The 6,467-nt window shown below is 39.7% G+C and carries 6 protein-coding genes and 2 pseudogenes; 6 read left to right on the forward strand and 2 right to left on the reverse strand.

What is annotated here, in order from left to right:
• Positions 1 to 1,379, forward strand: a 1,379-nt coding sequence (locus tag AC1DRF_RS13880; protein ID WP_477740951.1) for a PEP-utilizing enzyme, incomplete at its 5' end; no start/stop codon positions are given.
• Positions 1,366 to 2,691, forward strand: coding sequence for an MFS transporter (locus AC1DRF_RS13885; RefSeq protein ID WP_477740952.1), 1,326 nt, complete (start codon positions 1,366 to 1,368; stop codon positions 2,689 to 2,691). The genes AC1DRF_RS13880 and AC1DRF_RS13885, both read left to right, overlap by 14 nt.
• Positions 2,692 to 2,777: 86 nt before the next feature.
• On the opposite strand, the gene AC1DRF_RS13890 is transcribed toward AC1DRF_RS13885, so the two are convergent.
• Positions 2,778 to 3,245 carry a hypothetical protein gene (locus AC1DRF_RS13890; RefSeq protein ID WP_221840965.1) on the reverse strand — a complete coding sequence of 156 codons (468 nt, stop codon included), beginning with the start codon at positions 3,243 to 3,245 and terminating at the stop codon, positions 2,778 to 2,780.
• A 40-nt stretch (positions 3,246 to 3,285) separates the two neighbouring features.
• Positions 3,286 to 3,828, reverse strand: a pseudogene (locus tag AC1DRF_RS13895) (GerAB/ArcD/ProY family transporter).
• Between AC1DRF_RS13895 and AC1DRF_RS13900 the strand changes: the two are divergent.
• From AC1DRF_RS13900 to AC1DRF_RS13915, 4 genes and pseudogenes are all read left to right on the forward strand, one after another.
• Positions 3,828 to 4,049: pseudogene (locus AC1DRF_RS13900) on the forward strand (DUF2306 domain-containing protein); the annotation flags it as partial. The pseudogenes AC1DRF_RS13895 and AC1DRF_RS13900 sit on opposite strands and share 1 nt — an antisense overlap.
• 79 nt (positions 4,050 to 4,128) lie before the next feature.
• The gene (locus tag AC1DRF_RS13905; protein WP_477740953.1) at positions 4,129 to 4,611 is read left to right on the forward strand and encodes a GNAT family N-acetyltransferase; all 483 of its coding nucleotides are present in this window, start codon (positions 4,129 to 4,131) and stop codon (positions 4,609 to 4,611) included.
• A gap of 2 nt (positions 4,612 to 4,613) precedes the next feature.
• Positions 4,614 to 5,693, forward strand: coding sequence for a DNA alkylation repair protein (locus AC1DRF_RS13910; RefSeq protein ID WP_477740954.1), 1,080 nt, complete (start codon positions 4,614 to 4,616; stop codon positions 5,691 to 5,693).
• A gap of 156 nt (positions 5,694 to 5,849) precedes the next feature.
• Positions 5,850 to 6,434, forward strand: a complete 585-nt coding sequence (locus AC1DRF_RS13915; RefSeq protein ID WP_477740955.1) for a hypothetical protein — start codon at positions 5,850 to 5,852, stop codon at positions 6,432 to 6,434.
• Positions 6,435 to 6,467 lie beyond the last annotated feature (33 nt).

Raw genomic sequence — 6,467 nt, forward strand, 5'->3', positions numbered from 1 at the left:
ATCGCTTAAAGGAGCACCAAGAAGCAGTGAAGCCGTTGTTACCTCGACTTAAACCTAGATTATACGAGTACGTTAATGAGGTGTTTTTACCTTTTTATACGGAAGCCAAAAGAAATGCAGAACGTCCCTTATCTTTAAAAGAAGCAGAAGAAAAAGTAAAAGAACTGCATGATTTTTATAAAAAAGCTTGGCAGCTTCACTTTGAAATTGTCATGCCAAGAAGTGATTTAGGAATGATTTTAGAAGAGCTATATGGAGCCTTGACGGGAGATGAGAATACCGCTTACGTATATGATCTGCTGGAAGGCGTAATGAACAAGTCACTTGAAACGGATCAAGCACTTTGGGAACTAACTGACAAGGTAAAGCGTTCTGGCCCGTTAAAACAAGCTTTTACGGACCAGAAGTCAGAAGACATAGAAGCAAATCTATTAGGCACAGCTGAAGGCAGAGAATTTTTAAAGAATCTGCAAAACTTTTTGGATGAGTATGGCTATCGTTCTGCAAATTCGCACGAGTTTATTGATGAGACGTGGGTAGAGAATCCTTTACATGCGCTATCGATTATTGCTGGCTATGTGCGTAAAGATTACGACTTCAAGAAAAATTATGAAGATGTCGTAAAAAAAAGAGAAGAAAGCTATCATGATGTACTTGCAAAAATGCCAGAGTGCCAAGAAAAAGAGCAGTTTAAGCTGTTTTATGGATGGGCCCTAGACGCGTGGGGGTTGGATGAAGATCATCATTTTTATATCGATGCGATGCTGCCTGCTACAGCAAGACTGTTTTTGCTGAATGTAGGAACTCTTTTAGCTGATCACCAAGTGATTCATCAGCCTCAAGATATCTTTTATTTTTATTACGATGAATTGCTGGAAGTATTAAAAACGCCCGTGGCATCTCATGAACTGATCGTCAATAGAAAGCAGGAGTTTGAAGAAAATCGTCATAAAAAAACGCCGCCTGCTTATGGCACGCCTCCTCAAACAGGAGAAGATCCTTTATTAGAGCGTATATTCGGGAAAATGGGGCCTCCAGAAGTAGATGAAACGCAAAAAATCTTTAAAGGAAGTGCCGCTTCAAGAGGCGTTTATACGGGAGTAGTAAAAATCATTTCAGATCCAAGTCAATTTTCTAAACTTAAACAAGGAGAGGTTCTTGTGTGTGAAACAACAGCACCGGCTTGGACCACGTTATTTTCGCTTGCAGGCGCAATTGTAACCAATGCAGGAGGGATTTTATCTCATGCAGGAACAGTGGCTCGTGAATATAAACTTCCAGCGGTTCTTGGCACAAAAGTAGCCGTGGATCTACTAAAAGACGGAGATGTTGTTACCGTAGACGGAACTAACGGAGTGGTGACGATTGAACAGCAGTAAGCCGTCTTTGATTATCTTTTCTATTTTAACGGGAACTTTTTTAATTCCCGTTAATTCCACTATGATTGCAGTAGGCTTACCGTCTATTGCCAAAGCGCTTCATCTTTCCATCGTACATGTATCAGTAGTGGTAACTATCTACTTAATTGTGATGGCAGTTGCTCAGCCCATCGCGGGGAAACTTGGCGATTTATATGGAAATAAAACGATGTTCGTAGCTGGAATGATTATTTTTTTAGTGGGATCTGCCGCCTGTGTGTTTTCATATAACTTACTTTCGCTCACCGTTTTTCGAACGCTGCAAGCATTAGGAGGCGCACTAGCTACGCCTAACGCAACAGCCATTATGAGACACAGTTTGCCAAAAGAAAAGCTTGGAAGAACACTTGGGTTATTTGGCTTATCAATGGGGCTGGGAGCAGCTGTAGGTCCTGTATTAGGTGCCTTTTTAATTAAGTATCTTGGGTGGACGTCGATTTTTTGGTTTAACGTTCCTTTTGCTGTTCTATCGTTGATTTGTTCATTTATATACGTGCCGTCTAACGTAAAACAAAAAGCAAAAATGCTGGATATAGGGGGCGCTTTTTTACTTGGAGTAAGCATGACGAGCTTTACGCTAATGCTGACGCACCGTGATTTGTTTAATGCTTGGACTATTTTTATATGTATAGCGTCTATCGTTCTTTTCATTGTGCAAGAACGCAAAGTCCAAGAGCCGCTGATTGATTTTAAGCTTTTTAAGGTTCGTCCTTTTTTTTCTTCAAATCTTTCCATTCTATGCAGTAATTTTATGATGTATAGTACCATTTTGTTTGTTCCGCTTTTGCTAGAGAAGCAGTATGATATTCGTTTAATTGGTTTGCTTCTTTTCTTTTTTTCATTAGCCATGTCTATTTCTTCTTGGCTGGGAGGATTGTTAGCAGAAAAGGTAGGGAAAGAACATCCGATACGGCTATCATTTCTTATTTCACTGCTTGCGGCGATGCTTTATTTCCACTTAGCAAATGCCTCCATTTCTTATACCATTGTATCTTTATTAGTAGGAGGAGTGGGAGCAGGGATCGGTGTTTCATCTATGCAGGCTATGAATATTCAATCCGTCAAAAAAKAGCAATCAGGCACTGCATCGGGCATTTATTCTACTTTTCGCTATATTGGAGGAATGTTAGCGTCAGCTGCGGTGAGCTTGTTAGTAGGCACTACTGGTCTATTAGTGGTTCTATGTATAGCCGGAATAGCAGGATTCCTTGTGTCGTTAGTTGGAAAAGAAAAAGAAAAGCAAGTTTCCTTGTCTAAAGACGTTTTTAAATAAAAAAGAATAGCCAGCGGAGAAGCAGACACTCATTTTATTGCAGGTCCTGAAAATGATGATGTGCTGATCCAAAGGCTATTCTATTTTTAAGTGATCGCTCTTTTTTCAATTTTACACACCCACCGGTAATACTGCACCACCATCCAAAACAACAGCGGATTTAGCAGGAGCGAATACCACCATGTCCACCATCCGTAGTGAAAATAACCCCAAGGAGCAGGGAGAAGGGCCACTACTTCATAAAGTAAAACAGCAACCGACCAAAGTAAAATATAGGCGGCTTTTTTTGTGAGCTTTCCGGCAAAAGGATAGTAGGTAAGAAAAAGCATGTTCACAGGCGGAATGAGAACAGTATAGGCAAAAATACCTTGCCAGTCTGTCTCTTGTGTAAAATACCAGTAGCCGTGAAATTTGAAATTAATGAAGACGTCAAAGATATGCTGAGCAGCAATGGTGAACATCCAAATGTGAACAATTTGATTTGCTGTGAAGCGCTTGTTTGTTTTAAAAGCAAGAATGTTAAATATTAAAATAGAAAGAATTAATCCAATCATATTGGTTCTCCTTTTGGCTTCTTGACTATATTGTATAATTTTAGGAGGTTAAATCCAATAGAGAAATGGACATACTACGAATTTTCTGCKGTATTTTCACAGGGGCGGACTGTACTTTTTTTCGATTTCTTAAAAATGCGATCACGAGTAAAAGAGCAGGAATGACAATTTGAAACGGAAGATGTAAAGTGAACGGAATGATTTTTAACCCTTCATATACGTGTTCGAAATAGTTTTGAGCAATAGACAATGAATAAAACAAAACGACTAAGGCGATTGGAAATACAAGCGGTGACGGGTTTTTAAGCTTAAACACGTGGGAAAGCCCCAGCACAGTGGCATAGAAAAACAGACCGATTTTAAAGAAGCCGCCAGTGATTAAAGCCAGCATAAAAAACACATCAAGCCGTTCTAAAAAACCTGCGAATTGAATGCTTTAAACCGTGCTTAAAAGCGGAAAAGCAGACCTCGATGTTAAGGTAACGCCCAGCACACCTATATTCACAATCATTGTAATCATAAGGTTAATACCGTTTAACGTAATGGCGCTGAATACAATCAAAGCGGTCTTTTTCACATTCATGGAAGAACTGGCTTCAGCACCATATTCGCGGTATGCTGGGGTCTTATATCGGAGCGGTTACCGCACTGCTTGTAAATGTTGGAGACAGTATTCCGCTGTTAAACAAGCTTCCGGCACTTTCTTATTGGTTTTTGCCGACGATTATTGGCAGTCCGCTTATTTACATAGTGGCAAGACGCTATAGAAAAAATGCTTCTGTTTCTAAAAAAATATCATACTAAGCAAAAAAGCCTTTTACCGAAAAGGCTTTTTTCTGTTGCGAACATTTGTGCTATGATAGAGAAGCAAGGAGGATGCAGCATGAAAGAAAATCATCAGTTTACCATACATACGAATAAAGAAAAGCTTGATATAAATGTCATCTACTCGTACCTTCATTATGAGTCATATTGGGCAAAAGGAATTCCGCTTCACCTTGTTCAAACGTCCATTGAACACTCCGTTTGTTTTGGCGTGTATGATGAGTGCGATAAACAAGTAGGATTCGGACGGATTATTTCTGATTTTGCCACGTTTGCTTATTTGGCGGATGTGTTTATTCTTCCGCACGCACGGGGCAACGGGCTTGGAAAAGCGCTGGTACAAGAAATGATTGGCTATCAGCCGATTCAACACGTACGAAAAATTTTATTGGCAACAAAAGATGCTCACGGTTTGTACAGTCAGTACGGATTTAAAGAAGTTAAAAATAAGCAGCTGTTTATGCAAATTTTTAAAAAAGGCATGTACGAGCGGGCGCTTTATTCAAAAGAAAATAAAATACTGCCTGGAAAAGAGGGATAAGTATGGCTGAAGAGTTACGTAAAAGCGTATTTAATGAAGAGTTGATTACGCACTTGAGCGACGCTTTTTCACGTGAAATGAGTTCATTTGATAAACAAGTATTTCATGAGCTGGTTTTTCAACAGGACTGGGAAGACTTAGGGCTGAAAGAGCGCATGAGAAGAATTACGCTTTCCATGCATGAAGTGCTGCCGGGGGATTATGAAGAAGCACTTCATATCCTTTATAAAGTGGCTCCAACGGTAGGAGGACTTCAAGGCACGATTTTTCCAGATTACGTTGAACTGTACGGATTGAACCATTGGAAAGCTTCAATAAAAGCACTCGCTTTTTTTACGCCGTTTTCCACATCAGAATTTGCGGTGCGTCCGTTTTTAATTCAAGATAAAAATCGAATGCTCCAGCAAATGATTGAATGGGCAGGAGATGAAAATCATCATATTCGCAGATTAGCAAGCGAAGGAAGCCGGCCTAGACTTCCGTGGGGACAATCAGTACCTGCGTTAAAGCAAGATCCGAAACAAACGCTGCCGATTTTAGAGCAGTTAAAATGCGATGAATCGCTCTATGTCCGAAAAAGCGTAGCCAATCATTTAAATGATATTTCTTACATAGAAAAAGACTGGATGCTTGATGTGGTGAAAAGCTGGTACGGAAAAGACGTTAAAACCGACTGGATCGTTAAACATGCGTGCCGTTCACTGCTGAAAAAAGGAGATCCTGAAGCTCTGTCTCTTTTTGGCTATGGAGATGATCCGGGCGTGACTGTCACAGAACTTAGCGTACATCCGCATACTATTACAATCGGTGATAGCATTGACTTTTCTTTCCGATTATCGGTGAAAAAAAACATGCCCCTTCGCATAGAGTATGGAATTCATTACGTAAAAGCAAAAGGAAACCGCAGTCAAAAAGTGTTTATGCTAAAAAATGTTCAAGCAAAAGCAGGCCAAACGCTGACAGTCGCAAAAAAGCATGCGTTTAAAGATTTAAGTACAAGAAAACATTACACCGGTACGCATACGCTTTCTGTTATTGTAAACGGAGTGGTAAAAGCAGAAGCGGACTTTGTGATAGAGTAGCTCTTTCCTTATGGAGAGAGTTTTTTTATGTTTCTATAGAGTTGATAAGGAAACTTAAGTCAATAGGTTGCTCACTCTGTACTTATTTACAAAATCGACCGATAAACATCCATTTAAATTCCTTTTATGGTATATTAATCCTTGAGGGGTGGTGAAGTGAAGAAATTTATGGTGGGCACATTGAGTGCTTTTTTGGCAATGTCATTGGTAGCGTGCTCAAACTCTGCTAGTAAAGAAGAGAGCGGCTATAGCATTCAAAAAGTGAAAGTCAAGATAACAGATGACCCTGCTTTAATTGGAGGAATTGGTATAGAAGATAGCAAAGGAAAAATGGTCGACGTAAAACCAAAAGCGCTGTATTACGAGTTTAAAATGAAGCAGCAAGGCGAGCGTAAATTCTATCAAAATGATAAAGACGAAATAGAAGCTAAAATTATACCGAATGAAGATTTAAAGAAAGCATCTATCAATACAGTAGGTGTTAATGTATTTGATGAAGGGCATGAGCAGTTCGGTACAGGTATAGGAATTGAAGAGTTTAATTATATGAAAAAAGGAAAAGTCGATGTGCACTACGATCTGGGCGCGACTGTTAAAAACAAAGAAATGCCTATGGCTCCGTCCGGTCAGAAATTAAAAAAACTCCAAAAGGTGGCGAGGCATGGAAAACTCGTCATCACGAGAAACAACAAAGAAATCGGCCGATATGATTTAGAAACGCTAGAATCCGTAAAGAAATGAACATAGGAGAGATAGCTGCATGAACTATGAAAC

The sequence above is a fragment of the Priestia sp. P5_B4 genome, assembly GCF_056400385.1.

Bases quoted from the DNA above. Each gene is read 5' to 3' on its own strand.
- AC1DRF_RS13905 (WP_477740953.1), top strand. From the start codon at position 4,129: ATGAAAGAAAATCATCAGTTTACCATACATACGAATAAAGAAAAGCTT.
- AC1DRF_RS13890 (WP_221840965.1), bottom strand. From the start codon at position 3,245: ATGATTGGATTAATTCTTTCTATTTTAATATTTAACATTCTTGCTTTT.
- AC1DRF_RS13910 (WP_477740954.1), top strand. From the start codon at position 4,614: ATGGCTGAAGAGTTACGTAAAAGCGTATTTAATGAAGAGTTGATTACG.